10 protein-coding genes are annotated in these 21,942 nt (G+C 36.6%); 3 read left to right on the top strand and 7 right to left on the bottom strand.

The annotated features are described in order from the left end of the window. From A9Q93_RS09110 to miaA, 3 genes are all read left to right on the top strand, one after another. The coding region (locus tag A9Q93_RS09110) for a transketolase C-terminal domain-containing protein (RefSeq protein WP_303687085.1) at window positions 1-1,901 on the top strand (1,901 nt) is incomplete at its 5' end. 3 nt (window positions 1,902-1,904) lie between these two features. Next, window positions 1,905-2,771, top strand: coding sequence for an ion transporter (locus A9Q93_RS09105; protein ID WP_303687084.1), 867 nt, complete (start codon window positions 1,905-1,907; stop codon window positions 2,769-2,771). After that, on the top strand, window positions 2,764-3,675 hold the full coding sequence (miaA, locus tag A9Q93_RS09100; protein WP_303687083.1) for a tRNA (adenosine(37)-N6)-dimethylallyltransferase MiaA: 912 nt from the start codon (window positions 2,764-2,766) through the stop codon (window positions 3,673-3,675). The genes A9Q93_RS09105 and miaA overlap by 8 nt, the downstream gene beginning before the upstream one ends. Window positions 3,676-3,680: 5 nt before the next feature. Here miaA and A9Q93_RS09095 read toward each other — a convergent pair whose 3' ends face one another. From A9Q93_RS09095 to A9Q93_RS09065, 7 genes are all read right to left on the bottom strand, one after another. Next, entirely contained in the window at window positions 3,681-4,397 is a 717-nt protein-coding gene (locus A9Q93_RS09095; RefSeq protein ID WP_303687082.1) for a response regulator transcription factor, read from the bottom strand. A gap of 17 nt (window positions 4,398-4,414) precedes the next feature. Then, window positions 4,415-5,938: a sensor histidine kinase KdpD gene (locus A9Q93_RS09090; RefSeq protein ID WP_303687081.1), complete on the bottom strand. Its 1,524-nt coding sequence runs from the start codon at window positions 5,936-5,938 to the stop codon at window positions 4,415-4,417. 113 nt (window positions 5,939-6,051) lie between these two features. After that, entirely contained in the window at window positions 6,052-6,648 is a 597-nt protein-coding gene (coaE, locus tag A9Q93_RS09085) for a dephospho-CoA kinase (protein ID WP_303687080.1), read from the bottom strand. Continuing rightward, complete coding sequence (locus A9Q93_RS09080; protein ID WP_303687079.1) at window positions 6,648-7,577, bottom strand: hypothetical protein; 930 nt, start codon at window positions 7,575-7,577, stop codon at window positions 6,648-6,650. The genes coaE and A9Q93_RS09080 overlap by 1 nt, the downstream gene beginning before the upstream one ends. 4 nt (window positions 7,578-7,581) lie before the next feature. Then, entirely contained in the window at window positions 7,582-8,574 is a 993-nt protein-coding gene (locus tag A9Q93_RS09075; protein WP_303687086.1) for a glycosyltransferase family 2 protein, read from the bottom strand. 80 nt (window positions 8,575-8,654) lie between these two features. Further along, complete coding sequence (locus tag A9Q93_RS09070; protein WP_303687078.1) at window positions 8,655-16,436, bottom strand: fibronectin type III domain-containing protein; 7,782 nt, start codon at window positions 16,434-16,436, stop codon at window positions 8,655-8,657. Between the two features lie 162 nt (window positions 16,437-16,598). After that, on the bottom strand, window positions 16,599-21,942 hold a 5,344-nt coding region (locus tag A9Q93_RS09065; protein WP_303687077.1), incomplete at its 5' end, for a fibronectin type III domain-containing protein.

Below are 21,942 nucleotides of genomic sequence, written 5' to 3'. Positions count from 1 at the left end.
GGTTTTCTAATAAAGGGAATGAAGTAGCATGGGGAACGATAGGAAACGCAAGTACTAGTGAAGGACATTTTTGGGAAACATTTAATGCAGCTGGTGTATTACAAGTTCCTATGGTTATAAGTGTATGGGATGATGATTATGGAATATCTGTTCATGCTAGACATCAAACTACAAAAGAGAGCATAAGCAAGATTCAAGCTGGTTTTCAACGTGATGAGAATCATGAAGGTTTTGAAATAATGACCGTTAAAGGTTGGGATTATGTCTCTCTTATGGAAACCTATGAAAAAGCAAGCAAAATTTCTCGAGAGCAACATGTACCAGTAATGATTCATGTTGAAGAACTTACACAACCTCAAGGACATAGTACAAGCGGCTCACATGAACGCTATAAAGACGAAGACCGTCTTAACTGGGAACGTGAATATGATTGTAACGTTCAATTCAGAAAATGGCTCATTGAAAATAATTTTGCTACAGAAGAAGAACTTTTGGATATAGAAAAATCCATCAAAAAAGAAGTTAGAGAAGGTAAAAAAGCCGCATGGAATGCTTATCTCAATCCTATTTTACAGGAGCGTGATGAAGCGGTACAACTTATAGAAGCTGTAGCCGCAATTTCTGAAAATGGAGTTTTTATTAAACCATTAGCTTCTCATCTTAAAGAGCAAAAAGAGTTATACCGTAGAGATACATTAGAAGCAGTAAGAAAAACATTAAGGTTTACTCTTCAAGAGAAGCATGAAGCAATTGAAGATTTAAATAAATGGTTAATTAACTATACTCAAAATAATCAAAACAAATATAGCAGCTATTTACACAGTGATTCTAATCAGGCAGCAACTAAAATTGCCGCTGTTGCACCAGAATACAATGATAATAGTAAAGAAGTAGATGCTCGATTAGTAATGAGAGAAAACTTTGACGCTCTCTTTAACGCGCATCCAGAAGTCATGGTTTTTGGAGAAGATGCAGGAAAAATAGGTGATGTAAATCAAGGTCTAGAAGGTATGCAAGAAAAATATGGCGAACTAAGAGTCGCTGATACCGGCATACGTGAAGCGACGATCTTAGGTCAAGGTATAGGTTTAGCCATGAGAGGCTTACGCCCTATTGCTGAAATTCAGTATCTAGACTACCTTTTATATTGTTTACAATTAATGAGTGATGATTTAGCTACCGTGCAATATCGTACTGCTGGTAAGCAAAAAGCTCCTGTAATCATAAGAACTCGAGGACATCGACTGGAAGGAATATGGCATAGCGGTTCACAAATGGGTGGTATCTTAAATCTGGTAAGAGGTATACACGTTCTTGTTCCAAGAAATATGACGCAAGCTGCTGGTTTTTACAACACGTTGCTCGCAAGTGACGAGCCGGCACTTATCGTAGAATGTCTCAATGGATACCGTTTGAAAGAAAAGTTACCGGCAAACTTAGGAGAATTTAGAACTCCTATAGGTAAAGTGGAAACCCTTAAAGAAGGTAAAGATATTACTATAGTCTCTTACGGTTCAACACTAAGATTAGTAAGTGACGCCGCAATTGAACTAGAGCGCGCAGGAATTGATGTAGAAATTATTGATGTACAATCTCTTCTACCATTTGACATCAATCATGATATAGTTGAAAGTATTAAGAAAACTAATAGATTACTAGTAATTGATGAAGATGTGCCAGGTGGTGCTAGTGCTTATATATTACAAAAAATTGTAGATGAACAAAACGCTTGGAAACACTTAGATAGCAAGCCACAATGTCTAGCTGCACAACCGCATAGACCAGCTTATGGTACAGATGGAGATTATTTCTCTAAACCTAGTGTAGATGATATTTTTGATAAAGTTTATCATATCATGAATGAATCTAATCCTAAAAAGTTCCCGATACATAGTTCTTAATAAATGGGGAAAAACGATAAGCATATATCAAGCCAGTGGAGACGTAAAATTCATGAAGTAATTTATGAGGCAGACACACCAGCAGGTAAGATATTTGATGTAACTCTACTCGTTGTCATAATAATAAGTCTAATACTTGTGATGCTCGAGAGCGTCCCAGAATTAGGTAACAATTATCGTGAGCAATTCATTATTGCAGAATGGGTAATAACCGTTTTTTTTACTATTGAATATATTTTAAGGGTTATCTCTATCAATAAACCTTTTAAATACATCTTTAGCTTTTATGGGATTATAGATTTTATATCCACTATTCCACTCTACCTCACTTTCTTTTTTGGTGGCCTTAATGCGTTACTTGCTGTACGATCACTACGTTTGTTAAGAATCTTTAGGATTTTGAAAATAACAAGATATATAGGCGAGGCAGATAAACTAAGTAAAGCAATAAGATCTAGTGGTCCTAAAATTGCCGTATTTCTATTTGCAGTGATGGTAGTATCAATCATCTTTGGAACAATAATGTACTTGATTGAAGGGCCAGAACATGGATTTGACAGTATTCCTAAATCTATATATTGGTGCATTGTTACATTAACGACAGTAGGTTTTGGCGATATTGCACCAGAAACTCCATTAGGTCAATTTCTCGCTGCAATAATTATGATTATGGGATATGGTATTATAGCTGTACCTACAGGAATTGTTAGTGCAGAATATTCTAAATCAAGTAACGATGACAAGGTTAATCCTGAGAATAATGCTGATTATAGACATGTAAATACCCAAGTCTGTCAAAACTGTCTTTCTAAAAAGCATCAAGACGGAGCATCCTTCTGTCACAATTGTGGAGCCTCATTAGATGACTAAGAAAACATTACTTTGCATCGTAGGCCCTACAGCTATAGGTAAAACTGCTCTTAGTATCGCTTTCGCGAAAGCGTACAACACATCCATAATTTCGTCAGATTCTAGACAGTTCTATAAAGAAATGACCATAGGAACAGCGGTTCCCGAAAAAGAAGAGCTGGCAGCAGCACCGCATCATTTTATTCAAAATAGAAGCATACTTGACAATTACTCTGTAGGTGATTTTGAAAGAGATGTATTGCAGCTTTTACCAGAACTGTTTGAACAAAACGATATCGTAATAATGGTAGGTGGCAGCGCCCTTTATGAAAAAGCGGTAACCCATGGATTAGATGATCTTCCTAATGTTCCCGCAACAGTCCACGAGCAAATTAAATTAGAATTTGAAATCAATGGTATTTCTTGGTTACAAGAAGAGGTACAAAAAATCGATCCAGAGTATTTTGAAACGGTAGACATTCATAATTCTCATCGCTTAATTAGAGCGCTGGGCATTTTTCGCGTAAGCGGTAAAAAGATGAATGAGTTAAGAACTGGTAAAGCTCAAGAAAGAAATTTTAATATCGTTAAAATAGGCCTTACTGCAGAGCGTGAGGAATTATATGAGCGCATTAATAAGCGTGTAGACATAATGATGGATCGTGGTCTAGAAAAAGAAGCACGTGAACTTTATAACTACCGTAACCTTAACGCCTTGCAAACTGTAGGATACAAGGAATTTTTTGAATATTTTAATGGCTCTTATTCTATAGAAGAAGCGGTAAGGTTAATTAAAAGAAACACCAGACGATTTGCAAAACGACAATTAACCTGGTACCGTAAAGATCTATCTGTAAACTGGTTTCACTACAAAACTCGCCATACAGAAATAATACAGCGAGTTAGTGAAAAACTTATGGATTGATCTATTTAATAATCTACTTGATCCTTAACAAGTAAACGGAAACCTTCTCCGTGAATGTTAACAATCTCTACATTATCATCCTCCTTTAAGTACTTACGCAATTTTGCAATGTAAACATCCATAGATCGAGAAGTGAAATAGTTGTCATCTCTCCAGATCTTAGTAAGCGCTAATTCACGTGGCATTAAATCGTTAAGGTGTAATGCTAGTAAACGTAAAAGTTCATTTTCTTTAGGAGATAATTTTACTGGTTCTTTATCGCCTAAGGATAAAAATCTCAATTTAGAATTAAGGTGAAAGTTACCTATTTGAAATTCAAACTCTTTAGAATCTGCAAGGCTATCTTGTCCTTTACGTTGCATGATAGCTTTGATTTTCATGAGTAGAACCTCGCTGTCAAAGGGCTTGTTCAAGTAGTCGTCTGCTCCTACTTTATAACCTCTTAAAACATCTTCTTTCATAGCCTTTGCTGTTAAGAAAATGATAGGAACCTCTTCATTCTTCTCTCTAATTTCTTTAGCTAGAGTAAAACCGTCTTTATAAGGCATCATTACATCTAGGATACAAAGGTCATAATTGTCTTTCTTGAATTTCTCAAAACCTTCCATACCATTCTTAGCATGTACTACGTCAAAGTCATTCATTAAAAGGTAATCCTTTAATACTGTTCCAAAGTTTGGATCATCTTCTACTAAAAGTATTTTTTTGTTTTCGGTTTCCATAAGTTATTAATTTATATTTAGGTTATTATCGGTAGATGAATACTAAAGGTACTACCTTTTCCTTTAACACTTTCCACATGGATTTCTCCATCGCAGTCATCTAATATTCTTTTTGCATAGGCTAGTCCTAACCCATGACCTTTTACATTATGAATGTCGCCAGTATGCTCTCTAAAAAACTTTTGAAAGACTTTACGTTGTGCTTGCTTACTCATTCCTATTCCTTGATCTCGCACTTTAATCACTAGCTTGTTTTTAATATTTTCTGTAAAAACGTCAATGATAGGAGCACCTTCAGTATACTTTATAGCATTCTCAAGCACATTTACTATAACATTAGTGATATGACTTTCATTTGCTAACACTTCTGTTCTCAATGCTCCCAGATGAGTTTTGATAACGCCATTCCTTTCTTCAAGAATTAACTGGATATGAGATATGCTATCTTCAACAACTTCATTCATATCTAGACGTTCTTTCTCGATATCTAGATCATTTTTTTCAAGTTTTGAAATTCTAAGAACATTTTCAACTTGACTATGCATGCGTTTATTTTCTTCTCTGATCATTCTATGATAGTTCTTTACCTTTTCAGGATCAGCAGAAATTCTAGGATGTTTTAATGAGTCTAAAGCCAGATTAATTGTCGCTATAGGAGTCTTAAACTCATGAGTCATATTATTAATGAAATCAGTCTTGATTTGAGATATTTGTCGTTGTTTAAAAATTTGTTTAATGGCATTAGAATATGCCACAACTATTACGGTAGTAAAAACAAGAGATAGAAGAGCCATTCCCGCTACAGACGAAAGAATGTATTTCTTTCTATCGGGCATATTGAGATATAAAATATAAGGTTCTGTTTGTAGATTATTGAATCTAAAAATAGGTGCAGACCATGTGGCGTCTGTGAGAAAATCAAACTGATCAGACTTTATGTTAGTAGCAAAACTATCTTGGTAAACAGCAAACTCAAAGTCTGCTTTTATAGACCTATTCTCTAATTCTTCTTTTAGAATTTCATTTAGTTCATCCCTTGAAATACGTTGCGAGATAGGTAAAAGTGAATTGTAATTACTAATAAGTTCTTTATCAACTTTACGAGCATATTGATCTAGCTGTGATAATTCTGAAATCGTTTTTTTCTTTTTGCTAGAGTAACCGCTAGTTGTAGAAATACTCTTTTTATTTAAAAGCTTATTAAAAGTTACACTATCTATATCTAAATCTAGAAGTTGAGGATTTAATTTAAAATTTTCATTTAAAAGACTTGTGCTATATTTTGATGTCTCGTCAAAGTTTTGATTGCGCTGTATCAACATTAACTCACTTATGGTACGTGGATTAGGCTGCACTCCTAAACTGTCTCTTATTTGATCTAAAACATCATAGAATTTCTCTACCTCACGATCCTCTAGCTCAGAGGAGACAGATGCTAAGGTTTGCCGCACTGCAAACGAAAACTGCTCTTCTTTATCACTAACACTATTAATGATCCAATAAATTTGAACCATAACTATACCAGCGAGTGAGACACTCATTAGACCGATTAAAAAATATAAAACACGCTTTTGCACTCTACAAATTTAACATATTGAAAAAGTGTTAAAAAGCCTTTAACCATATATTAACTTAGTAAATTATTTAAAACTAATCAGGAATTTAACAAAACATCATGCATTATCGACACATATGTTTTTGTGATTTCTAAATTATTATTAATAATCACAAAATCAGACAAATTAAGTCTCTCAATATCTGACCATTGATTACTTAATCGAGCTTCTACTTCTTCTCGAGAGGTTTGGTCTCTTTGCATAACGCGGTTTACTCGTTCCTCAATATTTGTAGTAATTAGTAGTACAGCATCACAACGTTTATGACCTCCACTTTCAAAGAGTATGGCTGCTTCGTAAATAATATAAGGTGCATCCTGTTTTAATAGCCAGTCATCAAAATAAGTTCTCACTGCTGGATGTAAAATGGCATTAAGACCTTTAAGTAGATCAACATCTTTAAACACTTTTGATGCTATATACTTTTTATCAGGAATGAGTTCATTATCTAAATTTGTAGTATAAGAATGTTCTCCAAGTAAATCCTTTACAGCTGCTATAACTACTTCGTTAGTACCAAGTAGCATTTTTGACACATCATCTGCAATGAAAATAGGTACATGAAACAGTTTGAACATGTTTGCAACAGTTGACTTTCCACTTCCTATTCCACCAGTAAGACCAATAATCTTCATTATTTGATAGTTAAGATTTGAACCTGAGAAGGCGAAATACGATAAGAAATCACATCAGAGTTCTTTACCCTAATCTCTGGAATGACAGACATATTAAGATCATCTACTTTATCATAATTAATGAAAATATCAAAATCTTCTTTGTCAATAGTTTCAAACTTAGCAACGGGAGATGAGAAAATCACTTCTATGGTATCTGGTATAATTTTAATTTCGTAGTCATTTGAATTATTAATCAATTTTAACTTGATGTTGTATGTACCTTCTGTAACTTGAGTAGCTTTATATGTTAATTCAATTTCTTCAGGGTTATAATTTAATTCAGGATCGATTTCCTTAAGATTAATAGAAAATTTAGTAACACTATCTTTAATTATCACTTTAGATTTCTTTTTTACATCAAACACAACTAGCTCTTTGACTTTAGCATCGTTTCCTGTGATAATAACACTATCTATATTAAAAAAAGGATCTGAAAGAGGATAATAATTATTTGTATACTCTGCTGTTGAACTATTCTTCAAGGGTATTTTTTTAGTAGCATATTTCCTAAAATTAAGAAACAACTCTTGATCATCTACACCAACTATGTCATAGGAACGCGATTTTATTTTTCTCATATTTTTAAGACTTTTAGTTGAATTAAAAAATAGTGAGTCATTACGTAAATAGGTGTTTTTTTCTAGATCTAACTCTAGACTATGTCCAAAAATCTTTTCCCATATGAGCGTTAATCCACTTGCTTGTATTTCTAATGGAATTTGAATTTCCTTAGAATTTTCCAAAAGAATCAGTGAATTAGGTATATTGATAAAACTTATATCAAAAATTATTTCTTCTCGATAGACATCTTTATACTTTGAGATAAACCACAAACTTGCTACTACGACAACGACTAAAAGAAAACTAAGTATATTTTTATATCTCATGATTTTACTTAAAGAATAGATTAGGAAAAGCAGTTCTTTCTGGCACCTTCTTCATATTGATTTTATACCAAGATAATAGAAAACCAGTTCCGTAGCCATAAAATTGTACTATACAAGCTATTATTGATTTAAAACCTACTATGAGCCCGTTTCTAATAGAAGATTCAATGAATATCAAAAGAAAATATATTGCATAAAATAGAATTAACCAGTATTGACCAATAAACAACAAACCAATTGAAAAAAACAATCCCATTATGAATAATGTAGGGAACCAGTAGGTAAGTTTCTTAGTTTCTGGATGCCATTTATTTAAAATTACACGTACCATCCCGAATTTATTTACTTGTTTATAAAATAAGAACCATGAAATTCTTCTTTCGTGATAAACGTATGCTTTGCTAATTAAAGCTGTTTCAAAATTATTCTTCCATAATCTAATAGTAAGATCAGGATCTTCACCTGGATGAATCTTACTGAATCCATTAGTAACTATAAAAGCCTTTTTACTTAACCCCATATTAAAACTACGAGGTTGAAACTTACCTAGAGCTTCACTACCTCCACGCAATCCTCCAGTAGTAAAGAAAGAAGTCATAGAATAATTTATAGCCTTTTGTAAATCACTGAAGCTTTCGGCGGCGGCATCAGGCCCACCATAGCAGTCCACAAATTTCTTTTTTAAAAATCTATCTACATGATTTAAATAACTCTCGGGCAAAATACAATCACTATCCAGAATGATAAAGTAATCACCGTTTGCTTTCTTCATACCATAATTTCTAGAATCTCCAGGACCAGAATTTGACTTAAATAAATAGTTGATATTTACGCTTTCGCGAAAGCGAGAACAAACAGTCTTACACGTATTTTCAGAACCATCTTCAATGATAACAACTTCAAATGCTCCCTCATAATTCAATTGAGAGATACTTAAAAGTAATTTTTCAATTTCATCAGGCCTATTGTATACAGGGACTATGAAGGAATAATAAATTGATTTCACAATTCAAAAATAGTCAATAAAAAAAGGTCATTCTATAAGAATGACCTTTTTAATAAAGAACTATTTAACTCTTAGTCACGCATAACCTTGACCACCTTACTTTGAGCTCCTGATGTTACCTCGATAAGGTACATTCCAGAAGGGAAAGTTGATAAATCAATAGTAGTTGCTGTAGCGTTAGGTTGTGTAGCAAATAATTGCTGACCTAATAAATTTCTAACTACAATACCATCTATAACTTGCTGACCGTTAAAGTTAACAATATCATTAGTTGGATTAGGGTAATAATTGAATTCTAATGTTTCAGAATCATCAACTCCTACCGTACCATCAACTGTAAAGTTATCTACAAAGAAATCTACATCTTGACCATCTGCCACTGTTCCATTTGTAGACCAGAAAGCAAATCTCACGATACCAGAGTAAGCATTTAAAGCAAAGGTTTCTTGCTGTCCAACGTTAGAAACATTACTTGCTGCATTATATGTTGCAATATTAGTCCATGTAACTCCATTATCTGTTGTAATTAAAAACTGTACTTCATCATCACTACCAAAGTTATCTGCAGTGGTAGAATTAAATGCAGTTAAAGCTACATCAAAACTAACAGTTAACATGGTACCTGGATTAATTCCTAGATCAATTTCTGGAGAAACTAACCAGTCATTTTCACCACCTATATTCCAGATATTTACTCGTGCTGCTTGACCAAAAGTGCTAGAAGGATCATTTGCAAAATCATCATCGATCCAGTCTCCATCTAGACCGTTAGGTCCTGTAGCTATATCAGTATTATCTCCTTCTGTCCAGCATGCACCTGGGAAAGTAGAGAAATCGTTACCTGGTGTACCTGTGATAGAACCGTAAGGCGCAATAAATGGTGCACATAATGTACTAAATGTTTGAACAGAAGTCCAGTCGCTATAGAATCCACCGCCACAATCAGCTCTTACATAAACTTCATAGTCAGTTGCAGGAGACAATGTAGTATCTGTATAAGGATTACTTGTTACACTAGTTCCATTTCCTGTAGGTATTCCAGTTCCAGGAGCTTGAATTGCAACTTCCCATACGGTTGCATTTCCATTCTCTGTCCAACCGATGGTTGCTGTATCACTACCTATAGCAGAAACATTTACAGAAGATGGTGCAGAACAGAAAGTTCCACAAGTTTGAATTCTCATCAAGTCTAAAGCAACGTCACCTACAAATCCAGCTTCATTACCTGCTTCTTCTGTAGCAGTTAATTGAATGTAAACAGTCTGACCGATCAATGTCGATGGAAGCATTACTCCTACTGGAGCAAATTGATCTGTTTGAGCAGCTTGCAATGGACCAACAAATGTGAACACATTTGTAAATGGACCAGCAGCACTCGTACCGTAACCTACTTCAAAAGTAGTTTGATCTCCACCAAAAGAATGGAAAAAGAACGAAAGTTCAAGTTCATCATTTGCTCCTGTAGTTAAGTCAATTGGAGGCGATACGATAGATCTTGGTCCTACATTTGTGCCTGAAGTATCAAAGAATACATATCCAGCCCCATCTTCTGGACTTAGTGGACCAGTACCTGTAGAACCAGTTCCAGCAGTAGCTCCAAATTCCCAGTTACCGGTAGTTGCTCCGGTATCTCCAGTCCAAGAGGTAGTGGTAGAATCAAATCCTTCTTCCCAAATAAATCCAGGAGCTCCTGTTGTACATGAAACGCCTTGTGGGCCTAATGGGAATGTTCTCACATTAACAGGGTTTGTAGCAGGGCTAATGTCCATAGGATTACAAACAGCAAATACTCTAACTTGATAAGGTGTATTTGGTGTTAAACCGTTTAAAATATAGTTCGTATTTGACAATACTCCATTCACTTGAACTGGTGTACCAGTAGCAAAATCTGGAGTGGCATATTCAACAATCCACTCTGTCTCAGTATTTCCAGCATTCCATGATAGGTCTAGGTTATCATCACCGATGGAGTTAACTACTAGTCCATTTGGATTAGGGCAGGAAGGTATTACCTCATAATTTATATCATCTAAATACATGGCATCAAACGTACCAGCTTGTACAAATCTGAACGCTATGTGGCCTCCAGTTGTTGTTAATGAAGTAAAGTTTACAGTTTGTTCTGCATATTGATCATCAGGTAAATCTGCGTTTGTAAATGCTTGAACTAAATTAAATGTAGATACATCGTTAGGATCTGACATAACACCTACTTCAAGACCACCTAAATCTCTATCATAAGCAAAGAAACGTACACGCTTAGTATTGTCTAAGTCAGTAAATTCAGGCATTACGTAGTATAAACCTACATTAGCATCACTACTACTGGTTAAATACATATGTTGAGATCCACTATTTGCAATAAAATCATCCACACGGACTATAGGAGTTCCAATTGTAGCGTTATCTAAAATAGCATTATCACATACGAAAAGTCCATCTAAAGGATCTGTTTCAAAATCAGTGAAGTATGGTGCTGTATATGGCAAACAAGGAGTTGTAAATTGGAAAGGACCAACCCAGTCGCTTGTAGCAGTTGCACTACATATTGTTCTATAATAAACTTCATACTGAGTTGCGGCAGTCAATGTATTATCAGTAAATGAAGTTACCGTAATAGGTGTTCCTGCAACCGTAGGAACTCCAGTTCCATTTTGTTGAATTACGTATTCATAAGACCCAGAAGGTGTTCCTAACGTATCATTGAATGAAAAATCTCCACCTGTAGGCGTTAAGTTAGTTACGGCAAATGAATCTGGATTAGAACAATAGTCACCACAAGTTTCTATTCTCATTAAATCTAAAGCTATGTCACCTACAAATCCAGTCTCATTTCCAACTTCTTCCGTAGCGGTAATTTGTAAATAAACTGTCGCAGATCCCAAGACTGATGCAGGTAAACTAGCGCCTACTAAGGCATATGGATCATTTTGAGAACTTTGTAATGGACCGACATAAGTAAAAATGTTAGTAAATGGACCAGAAGCAGAAGTTCCTACACCTATTTCAAATAATGTTAAATCACCACCTACTGAATGAAGATAGAAAGAAAGTTCAGCTTCATCAGTTGCAGCAGATAAATCTATCGCTGGAGATACCATAGACCTAGGTCCTACATTAGTTCCAGAAGTATCAAAAAATACATATCCAGTTCCGTCTTCTGCAGTAAAAGGTCCAGTACCAGTTGAACCTGTACCACCATTAGCTGCAGAACCTCCAGTGAAATCCCAGTTACCATTTGCAGTACCTGTTGCACCAGTCCAACCACCTATTCCATTATCAAAACCTTCTTCCCAAGCAAAAGCATTATCGTTGTTAGGGCATGTAACACCTTGAGGTGCACTAGGCAATGTAACAATGTTAACAGGATTTGTAGACGGGCTGATATCCATAGGTCCACATACCGCAAAAACTCTTACCTCATATTGCGTATTTGAAGATAACATATCCAAAACATAATTGGTATTACTCATAACACCAGTACGAATACCTAATGATCCTGCACCACCAGGTGTAAAACCTGGAATCCCATATTCTACAATCCATTCTGTCTCAGTTCCACCAGCTGTCCAAGATAATTCAATGGACGATTCAGTTGGGTTTGCACTAGTAACCAAACTAGGCTGCGGACAGTTAGGAATTTCTTCGTAATTAATATCATCTAAATACATAGCATCAAACGTACCAGCAGGGATAAATCTAAAAGCAATCCATCCGCCAGTTGTAGTTAAACTTGTAAATTCTACAGTCTGTTCAGCATATTGATCATCTGGTAAATCAGCATTAGTAAATGTCTGTGCAACGGTAAAAGTTGTTGCGTCTGTTGGATCTGTCATTGTTCCAACTTCAAGTCCACCTAGATCTCTATCATATGCAAAAAAGCGAACTCGCTTAGTTGCGTCTAAATCAGAAAATTCAGGCATTATATAAAATAATTCAGCATTTGCTGCCGTAGAAGAACCACTATACATATATATATGTTGTCCTCCAGAATTAGCTATGAAATCGTCTACTTGTACTAATGGTGCAGTTCCTGAACCACTACCTACAACTATATTACTATCACAATTGTTCAATCCAGTTAATGGATCACTATCAAAATCTGTAAAATAAGGTGCTGTAAGCGCTGCACATCTCGTAGTAAATGTAAAAGGTCCTACCCAATTACTATTTCCTCCTGCTGTACATACAGATCTTACATAAAAATCGTATTGAGTATCAGGATTTAGACCAGAGATAGGGTTAGCTGTATTTGAAGAAGTAGATTGTACTCCAGCTGTACTAGAACCTAACACGTAACCGGAAATATCATATTCAAATTCCCACATGGTAGCCATATCGTTTTCTACCCATTCAAGATTAGCAGTTGTAGAACCAATTGTTGTAGCGTCAAGATCAGTAACATTTGCACAATCTGGAGCTACATCAACTCTAACATTATCAATTGCAATATCTGATGCAAAGGAAGAACCTTTTGTAGCTTTCCAAACTATTGAAATAGTTTGTCCACTATAAGCAGATAAATCAACAATTGATTCTAAAAATGGATCTGTGTCAGCTACTTGTTGAGCGCCTGATATTAACAAAACACTAGTTTCTACACCAGCAGCATCTACAAATACTTCTAGTTGATCAATATTTGCACCAGTCATGTGATAATCAAATCTCAATTCTGGGGCCGATAATGGCGTTAAATCAATCAGTGGAGAAGTTAACTCTGCAATATCACCAGTAGCACCTGCACCACCTTCAGTATACATATAATTACCTGTTGTCACACTTGGGGCTGGTCCTGTTGCTGTTGAAGCAGTCAAGGTAGGAGGAGCTACTACCCAATTGTAATTTGCTACACTTCCAGACCAGCAATTTTCTGAAACAAATCCATCTGCTGCACCTGGAAAACCATTTGTTGTAGCAGTGAAGTTTTCAAAATCTTCAAAAAATGGTGCTGCAAATGAAGAACAAGCTGTTTGAAATGATACAGGTCCTGTCCATACAGATTCTCCTGCTGTTCCAGCACAAACTGCTCTTATATAAACATCATAGTTCGAAAAAGCGGTTAAACCAGTCCATGTGTATGGGTTACTCGTTGCAGTTTGTTGAACACCACTGGTCATAGCATCTGGAGCTGGGTTCCCAGCATCTTGAACTAAAACTTCAAAACTAGCGGTTCCACCAACTGTGTTATCCATCCAAGAAATATCCACTGTCGTATCGGTAAAACTATCTACTGAAACATTTGTAGGCTCTGGACACGTCGGAGCGGTTTCATAAGTAATATCATCTAGATAAATAGCATCGAAAGTTCCTGGAGCAACAAATCTGAAAGCAACATAACCACCAGTAGTTGTCAAAGAATTAAAATAAACTGTTTTTTCTTCATAAGTATCGTCAATCATATCAGCATCTGCAAAAACAGAGGAAACAGTAAAAGTTGCTGGGTCAGATGGATCAGTCATCGTACCAACCTCTAACATTCCGTTATCTCTGTCATAAACATTAAATCTGATACGTTTATTTGCATCTAAATCAGAGAATTCTGGAAGCACGTAATATAATTCTGCTGTAGCACCTGTACTACCGCTGTACATATAAATATGATTGGATCCAGAAACTGAAATTAAATCATCAACTCTTACCCATGGAGCAGTACCAGTACCACTACCTATTACTATGCTATCATCACATACAAACAGACCATCTAATGGATCTGACTCATAATCAGTAAAATAAGGAGCTGTAAATGGAACACAAGCCGTGGAAAAAGTAGCTGGACCTATCCATTCACTCTCTCCAGCCATTCCGCCACACATGGTTCTTACATAAACTTCATAACTAGTGGCTGGTGTCAAACTACTATCTGTAATAGTGGTTGTAGTAGCCGCAGTTCCAGCGGAAGTCGGAATACCTGTACCTGGAGCTTGAACCACATACTCATATGCACCAGCTGCAGTTCCATTAGTATCATTAAAAGATATATCAACACTCGTTGTGGTAACATTATTTACCATTAAAGAATCTGGGTTACTACAAAAAGCCCCACAAGTCTGAATTCTCATTAAATCTACAGCCACATCACCTACAAAACCGGTTTCATTACCAGCTTCTTCAGTCGCCGTTAATTGAATATATACTGTGGCACTACCTAAAACTGAAGCAGGCATTGTTGCTCCAACTAATACAAATGGGTCGCTTTGAACGGCTTGTAATGGTCCTTGATAAGTAAAAATACTAGTGAATGGGCCCGTAGGCGAAGTTCCCACAGAAACATCAAATAAAGTTAGATCAGATCCAAAAGAGTGAAAGAAAAAGGTCAGTTCTGCTTCGTCAGTAGCATTCGTTAAATCAATAGCCGGTGAAACAATTGATCTTGGACCCACGTTAGTTCCTGAAGTATCAAAAAACGCATATCCTAAACCTTCCTGTGGTGAAAGCGGTCCAGTTCCTGTAGAACCTGTTCCAGCTGTCGCTCCAAACTCCCAGTTACCTGTAGTAGCTCCAGTATCTCCTGTCCACAATGTTGATGTAGAATCAAAAGTATCATCCCAAGCAAAAGCACTGTCATTATTAGGACAACTTACACCAGTAGGAGCACTAGGCAATGTCACAAAAGTCGCATTTGTCCACTGACTTACATCATTTGTAGAAGAATCACATATAGCTCTAACATATACATCATAAGCCGTTGCAGATGGCAACGTATTTAAATTTAATGAAGTTGTCATTTGAGTGGCGTTAGTACCTTGACCAGTTCCTGGATTCGTGATAACACCTGCAAGAGCATACTCTACTTCCCACTCAGTTTCTGAACTACCTGGAGACCAAGATATATCAAGAGATGAATCAGTAGCTACAGCTTGCAATCCAGATATTTCAGGACAGGATATAGAGGTAGTCGCAGTATAAGGTCCACCCCATAAACTGAAGTCTCCCATTCCACAATCGTATCGTACGTAAAATTGGTACTCTGTATCTGACATCAAATTATTTACAATTGCAAAACTTCCAAGAGAACCAGTAACTGTTGTTCCACTAGGATCTCCCTGACTAAAAGGAGAAACACCATAATTGATCTCATAATTCATACTAGAATTACCATTAGCATCCCAAGCAAATTGTACTTCAAATGCAGATTGTGTAATAGGAACAAAGTTAGAAGGAGATGGACATGACTCTGCAGTTGTAAATGTTATAGGACCTGCAGATGCACTGATATCAGTACCTGGCACGCATACTGCTCTAACATATATATCATATGTAGTTACACTATTTAAATTCATTAAAGTAAATGGGTTAGTAGTTGCAGGAACAATTATTCCTCCAGAACCAACTGTATAAGGACTAACTCCATATTCAATTTCCCATTCTGTTTCACCACCGCCATTGGACCATGATATATTTGCATCATTCGCAGTTACATTTGAAGCAACAATATTAGTTACAACAGGACAAGTAGGACAAGATGCACTTCCAGAAAAAATATTCATCATAGAAGGTTGCGCTAAAGGAGATTCATAAACTAATAAACCTTCAGAGTCTAACAGTCTAAATCCTCCGTCTCCTTCAAACTCTGGCGCTCGATAATCAATTACTATCGACGACATATTATTAACGGCGATAGAATACACTTCAGTGTTGTCCATATTTGCAGGACCAGGATTAACGATAACATAAGTTGTAGTTACACCATCAACGGTTACATCGACTCCGGTATTAGCGGCAAGGTTTCCTCCGCTATCCCAGTCATTACCAAAAAAGTCTGTCAACTCTAACTGATAATTACACTGGGCGTGTGCTTCATTTGTTAGGGTTAGACAAAACATGGCAATTAAAAAAACATAAATTTGCTTCATAATATAGTTTTAAGAATTTGTTTTGTAAGCTATGAAAATAAGAAGAAATTAACTTTTCTACCTAATCAAAGTTAATTAATCGTTAAGTGGTTAAAAATTTGGTTAAAAAAAAAGGGATCACTTAGAGTGACCCCTTTTCAAAGTAAACCTTAATTAAAAGGATTATTCTTTAATAAATCTTAGTGTTTTATGACTTTCACCATTCTCAATATCAATTAAATATACACCAGACGGTAAGTTACGAACATCGATTTCAGGAGCGTCAGTAACAATTTTCTCTGACACTATTTGACCTAAAAGATTGTAAATAGTCAACTTATTAATATCTACATCTGCTTCTACGAATAACACGCTAGATACAGGGTTAGGATAGATTTTCAAGTCCGCTTTCGCGAAAGCGTCATCATTACCAGCTGTACCGTCTATTGTAAAGTTATCTACATAGAAGTCAATATCAGCAGTGTCACTAACTGTACCTCTAGAGGACCAGAAAGCCAATTGAACAACTCCTGAATAACTTGCAAGACTAACGGTTTCTTGTTGGCCAGTATTGCTTACACCGCTTGCAGCATTCCATGTTGCGAGGTTATTCCAAGTAGCACCGTTATCATCAGTAATCAATAATTGAATCTCGTCATCGCTACCAAAGTTAGAAGCTCCAGTTCCTGCAAACTCTGTCAACGCAATATCAAAGGTAGCAGAAAAGTTGTGACCTGCATTAGTCAAATCAAATGACGGAGTTACTAACCAATCATTATCAACTCCTGCATTATCATAAAGATTAATTCTTGCTGCCTGACCATTTGCAGAAGCTGGGTCATTTGCAAAATCATCACTACCCCATGCACCATCTGTACCGTTAGGTCCTGTCGCAATATCAGTAGCATTTCCTTCAGACCAGCAATTACCAGGGAAAGTCGCAAAGTCGTTTCCTGGGGCTGCAGAAGATCCATAAGGAAGTGCAAATACATCGCAAGGCGTGGTAAAAGATAAAGGCCCTACCCAGCTAGAGAAATCTCCTGCTCCACAATCTGCCCTTACATATACATCAAAAGTATTTTGTGCACTAAGACCAGTTATTATTTGAGGATTAGTTGCAGCTAGGTTTTCGTAAATAGCACCAGCTGTACCTTGAGCAACACCGTCTGGTTGTACTTCTACTTGCCACGATGTAGCGTTACCATTTTCTGTCCAACTAAAACTTGCACTAGTAGCACTTATACCAGATACAGTTAATAATGAAGGGTCTGGGCACGATGGCGCCTCTGAAACCTCAAAATTATCTATAGCAAAATCTGTTTCAAAACTAGTACCACTAGTAACTCTAAAAATAATTTGTACAGTCTGTCCAGCATAACTATTAAGTGAAACCTCAGATCTTAAGAATGGATCAACATCTGCAGTTTGCTGTCCTCCATTAAATGTAAATACCACTACATTAGAAACACCGTCGTTTACTAAAACATCAACTTGTTGAATATCATCACCAAATGCATGGTAATCAAAACCTAAATTAGGTATCATTAACGGAGATAAGTCTATCAATGGTGAAACTAATTCTGCCACACGATTTGCACTTGCGCTGTTTGAACCTTCAGTATACATATAATTACCTGTAGTAACAGTAGGACTAGGACCTGTACCTCCAGATGCTGTTAAAGTTCCTGGAGCAACTACCCAACCCAATGAGCTGTTAACTGCTTTCCAACAATTTTCACGATTAAAATACTCCGTAACTGGTGGGAATGTAGATGAAGTTGCAGTAAACATTTCAAAATCTTCCACATATGGAGCTAATAACGCATCACATTCTGTTGTAAAAGTAGCTGCAGCACTCCAATCACTTAATGAGCCAGAACCACAATCAGAACGAACATACACTACATATTCTGTGGCAGATGATAGTCCACCTTGCGTGTAAGGATTTGAAGTCACTGCCGTTCCCGGTGAAGTAGGTACACCACTAGGAGCTGGTAATACTGCTACTTCCCAATTAGTTGAAGTACCATTTTCTAACCAAGCTATATCAACAGAGTCATTTGTCGTATTAGATGTCATAACTGCAGATGGCGCTGGACATGCTGGTGCTACGTCATAAGTAACATCATCGATATACATCGCGTCAAATGTTCCGTTAGGAATAAATTTGAAAGCTATAAATCCTCCAACTGTTGTTAATGGATTGAAATAAACAGTAAACTCCTGATAAGTATCATCTGGAAGATCTGCATCAGTTAAGGTTCTAAGTGATGTAAATGTAGTAGGATCATTAGGGTCAGTAATCGTACCAACTTCTAAAGAGCCATTATCTCTATCATACGCTTGAAAAGTTACTTGTTTATCACTAGATAAATCAGAAAATTCAGGAAGAATATAAATGATATCTGTAGGTACCGAAGAACCAGAATACATATATATATGTTGTGAACCAGAGTTTGCAACAAGATCATCTACTTGAACTAAAGCTCCTGTACCACCATTTACAATGCTTGAATCACAATTGTTTAAAACAGTTAAAGGATCAGACTCATAATCTGTAGTATAAACCGCTGTTAAAGCACTACATCTAGTTCTAAAAGTTGCTGGACCTGAGTATACACTTTCATCACCTACACTACAAACAGCACTTACATAATATTCATAAACAGTATCAGGAAGCAATCCTGTAACATCTTGAGAATTTGTCGCTGGATTAATCACCGTTCCTTGATTAGTACCAGGCATGGTAATAACACCTACCTCAGCATACTCTACTATCCATTCTGTAGCGGCTGGTGAATTATTTTCTGTCCATGATAATGTCGCACCATCAACTGTAAAGTTAGATGCAGTCAACGCTGTAGGTTCAAAACACGTAGGAACCGGACCACAACTGTATCTAGCTTCCCATCCATCCCTCACAACAGATCCATCAGAATCAAATCTAACCGTAATCGCTCCATCAGCATTAGTTGCTCTAAATAACGCAGGTGTTTCAAGGTCTAATGCAAATGGTGTTGCTGTAACATCTACACCATCAAATACGTCTAAAGTATCACAACAGCTCTCTAAGTCCACCATTATAAAATCTAGAGTAACTATATCTCCAGGGTTTTCTGGAAAGTAGGTAATTGTATAATTTTCGTTGTTTTGATAAGTACCGTTTGATCCACCAGTATCATATATACGATCACCACAAGCTGCGATAGTTGAAAAAGCAAACGGTCCAGAATATAAACTTGTAGATCCATTGCCGCAATCTGCCCTAACATAAAACTCATAAGCTGTTCCACTAGTTAAGTTATTAGCAGTATAAGGATTAGAAGTTGCAACATTGGTAGGAGTACCTGTAGGTGCTGTTCCTGCAAGAACAATTTCTATATCCCAGGCTGTTTCACCACTACCGCCAGATGTCCAAGCTAGATCTGCAGAAGTAGCTGTAACATTAGATGCAGAAAGTGCACTCACTTCTAGACAAGTAGGAGGAGCTGCGCAAGTATATTGAGCTACCCATCCATCTCCAACGACTGATCCATCAGAAGAAAAAGTTATTGTTATAGCACCATCTGGATTTGTCGCTCTAAAAAGATCTGGCGCTTCTAAATCTGTTGAAAATGGTGTCGCCGTATTATCAAGACCATCAAAAACCTGCAACGTATCACAACAACTCTCAATATCTACTGAAAGGAAATTCAATGTTACTACGTCTCCAGGAGTGCTAGGTAGGTAGGTAATTGTATAAGATTCGTTATTAGTATACTGTCCGTTTGCTCCACCTGTATCATAAACAGTATCACCACAAGAAGGTAGAGTATTAAAGTTAAATGGTCCGGCCCATGTACTTTCATCTCCTACAGCACAAACTGCTCTTATATAAAACTCATAATCTGTACCACTCATTAAATTTGTAGCATTATAAGGGTTTACCGTTACACCAGCTTCAGTTGGAACTCCAGTAGGAGTTGTCCCAGACGTGATCAATTCAATATCCCAAACTGTCTCTGAATCTCCTGCCGTCCATCCTAAAACTGCAGTTACATCAGTAACAGTAGATGCAGTTAAACTCCTAGGCGCAGCACAAGTAGGTGCTTCATCAATGACAACATTATCTATCGCGATATCTGAGGAAGATCCATTACCTCTAGTTGCTCTAAAAATTACTTGAAAAGTCTGACCTGCATAAGCAGTTAGAGGAATATTAATATTAATAAATGGATCATTTACAGATGCTTGTTGTGCACCAGTTAAAGTTCCTACAATAGTCTCTGCACCAGCAGCTCTAACTACAACATCTAAAGATCCTATGTTAGCTCCTGCCATATGATAATCAAAACTTACAGATGGTACAGTAAGCATACTCGAATCAAATAAAGGAGTTCTTAAATCTGCAACATCACCGTCGTTACCACTACCATCTGCATAAAAATAATTACCAGTTGTTACAGAAGGATCTGGACCTGTCCCGTTATTACCTGTAAATCCACCACTAGCTAGTGCCCAGAAGTAATTATTATTAATAGCTGAGTAACAATTTTCTCTATCAAAAGCATCACCTATTCCAGGGAAATTAGTTGTGATAGGTGTAAAACCATTTTCAAAGTCCTCTACATATGGTGCTACAAACGCATCACACTGTGTAGTTCCTTCAACAGCACCTATCTGTAAGCTTTCATCTCCAGCACCACATACTCCTGTTATATAAAATTCGTAAGTTGTATTTTGAGTCAATCCACTAACAGTAAAAGGGTTACTCATTGCATTAACGACTGTTCCTGATCCTGGGGTAAATCCTGGAGCACCATACTCTATATTCCATTCTGTTTCACTTCCACCAGCTATCCAAGATAAATCAACCGATGTATTTGTGGATCCGTCAAAAGTCAAATCTGTAGGTGCAGGACAAGTAGGAGGCGCTGCACATGTAACGTTTGCAACAAATCCATCTCTTTGCACACTACCGTCAGATTGAAACACAAAAGTGATACAGCCCGAAGGTAATTTACCTATAAGTATCTCACCTACCAAGTTTCCTGTACCTGAGTTAGTATCCCAACACCATTCTGTACCACCATTAGGAGGATTAATGGTCGGTGAAGAGGTATCTGGACCATCATAAACAGTAAGACCATCAAAACAACCACTTCCAGAATCTTCTAACATGAATTCAATAAAATCTACATAAACTACATCTCCTGCATTATCAGGACATACCGTATAGGTGATATCTTCATTAGGAGAATAAGAACCTCCGGTCCCACCACTGTCTACTAATTGATCGCCATTACAGTAATCTGCAGGAGTTAGTAATGTTGCACAAACTGGTGTTGATCTATCGTTAGCTGCACAAACTGCTGTTATACAAATATCATAAGATGTACCAGATAACAAACCAGTTAAAGTAAAAGGATTAGAAAGTGCCGTAACTGTAGTTCCAGAACCTGGAGTTAAAGGTGCTGGACCGTATTCTATTTCCCATTCAGTTTCACTACCACCAGCAACCCAGTCTATATCTACACTCGTTTGATCA

Origin of the sequence: Nonlabens dokdonensis (assembly GCF_002162835.1) — a bacterium.
GTDB lineage: Bacteria > Bacteroidota > Bacteroidia > Flavobacteriales > Flavobacteriaceae > Nonlabens > Nonlabens dokdonensis_B.
Note: the sequence above shows the minus strand (reverse complement) of the source record. Positions and strands in the feature narration are given on the sequence as shown.